The sequence below is a fragment of the Clostridium sp. UBA1056 genome (assembly GCA_002316385.1).
Taxonomy (GTDB): Bacteria; Bacillota; Clostridia; order Clostridiales; family Clostridiaceae; genus Clostridium_J.
On record DCDL01000023.1, the window covers coordinates 75,224 to 77,300 of the forward strand.

3 protein-coding genes are annotated in these 2,077 nt (G+C 30.1%); 1 reads left to right on the forward strand and 2 read right to left on the reverse strand.

All coding sequences use genetic code 11. The annotated features are described in order from the left end of the window. Positions 1–66: 66 nt before the first annotated feature. On the reverse strand, positions 67–510 hold the full coding sequence (locus B3W71_RS06765) for a hypothetical protein (RefSeq protein WP_346888179.1): 444 nt from the start codon (positions 508–510) through the stop codon (positions 67–69). Between the two features lie 142 nt (positions 511–652). Between B3W71_RS06765 and ybaK the strand changes: the two genes are divergently transcribed. Continuing rightward, on the forward strand, positions 653–1,129 hold the full coding sequence (gene ybaK, locus B3W71_RS06770) for a Cys-tRNA(Pro) deacylase (RefSeq protein WP_346888180.1): 477 nt from the start codon (positions 653–655) through the stop codon (positions 1,127–1,129). A gap of 74 nt (positions 1,130–1,203) precedes the next feature. Here the strand turns inward: ybaK and B3W71_RS06775 are convergent, their stop codons facing one another. Continuing rightward, entirely contained in the window at positions 1,204–1,857 is a 654-nt protein-coding gene (locus B3W71_RS06775; RefSeq protein ID WP_346888181.1) for an HAD family phosphatase, read from the reverse strand. Positions 1,858–2,077 lie beyond the last annotated feature (220 nt).

Sequence of the window (2,077 nt, forward strand, 5' to 3'; positions counted from 1 at the left end):
TGAGCGTTAATAATATAAGTGCATCCTCAATATTTATTTAGATTAGCTTATTTTGTGAAAGTCTCTTTAATTTTTTATAATATGAGTTTCTATAATTTGAAGTTCCCTAACAAACTCCTGTCTAACAAAACCTTTTATATTCACCGTATCAGAAGTTATAACTCTTATCTCATACCATAGAGTTTCTAAAACTTCAATTGCATCTAGAATTTCTACTTTTGCATTAGTAGGTATAGAGCGAATTATGGGACTATTACTAAGAGGTGATATATAAAGGGAGCAGCGCTTTAATGTTTCACCAGTGTTAAACCTAATAGGACGATAGTAGACTTTTAGACTACCATTAGGTTTATTAATAGTATTTAATTGAGATGTTAAATTGTTATTTTGTTTTGTTAGAACTCTTACTTGAATATTTTGTTTATTGTATTTATCATTTAAAAGATAATAGAGAATTCCCAACCCACCAGAGGTAAGAAGTAGGACATAAAGAAAAAAAGTTTTTATCACGAATATACCTCCATAAAAGAGCTTACTAGTATAAATATATTCCTATTATTTATGAATTAGAATCACTATAGGGGATATATAATATTATTAAAAATAATAAGAAATTTGGTGCTATAATTAAAGTGAGGAGTTGATGAATAAAATGGCTAACACTAAAACTAATGTTATGAGAATATTAGATAAGGAGAATATAGATTATAAGATACATACATATCAGGTAAAAGACAATTCTGTAGATGGAATATCAGTAGCTAACAAAATAGGTATACCAGTACAAAAAGTATTTAAGACTCTTGTTACAAAAGGGCATAGTGGAAGTTTTTATGTTTTTGTAATTCCTGTGGCAAAGGAATTAAATCTTAAGGCTGCAGCAAGGAGTGTAGAAGAAAAGTCGGTGGAGATGATAAAAGTTAATGATATGCTTAAAATAACTGGATATATAAGGGGTGGATGTTCTCCTATAGGGATGAAGAAGAGCTATACTACTGTAATTGATGAATCGTCTACAAGTTTAGATAGAATTATTGTAAGTGGTGGTAAAATTGGATTTCAAGTGGATATAAATCCTAAAGATTTAATTGAGCTAATAAGTGCTAAAACAAGTTCAATTACTGATTAAAATATAAATCTATATAAATAAAAAGGCTTTCCTAATAAGAGATTAATTCTTATTTAGGAAACCTTTAAAAACAATTATATAGCTAAAGAAAAATCAATATAATCTACTATAAAATCATCAGCTAGAGATTTCATAGCACTATGTTGATCAGTAGAATGTTCATCATAGACGCCTATAACTTTCATACCAGCTTTTTTAGCGCCTTGTACAGCTGGAAGTAGGTCTTCAAATACGACACAGTTAGTAGGAGAAACCCCTAATTTATTAGCTGTTAGAAGATACACATCTGGAAAATCCTTACCTCTTTTAACTTCATTAGTTAAAGTTATGGTATCAAAATATTCATAGATACCATTAGCTTTTAAACAAGCCTCCAAAAGTAAACGGTTATTGCTTGTAGCCAATGCAATTTTTACATTGCTTTCTCTAAGTGAGCTAAGAAATTCTTTAACACCAGGCTTTAACTTTACTTTATTACAATAAGCTTCATAAGCCATGTCGTTCCAATGCTGCTTAATTTCCTCTACATCGTAAGGTAAATTAAAGGCGGTTTTAAAATAGATTGCTACTTCATTAAAGCTAAGATGAGCAATATTATGACTTAATGATGGAGGTACATCTAAATTATGTTTAGCTAGGTACTCTCTATCAATTTCATTCCACACCCACATAGAGTCAACTAGAGTACCATCCATATCAAAAATTGCAGCATCTATATTTTTAAACATATATCATCACCCCCGCATATTACCATAACAAATAAAATTTTTAAAGTAAAGGAAAATGAGTAGAATTATTAAAACTATATGTTTAAGGCACCTTCGAAAAGTAAATAAGTCAGAATGCTAGTATATTTTGTGTTATCTGATGACTACCCGCTCTAATACTCCCATCTTCTTCAAAGTGGGAGTAAAGAGCGGCTACGCTCCTAGATAACGATTTCCCCTA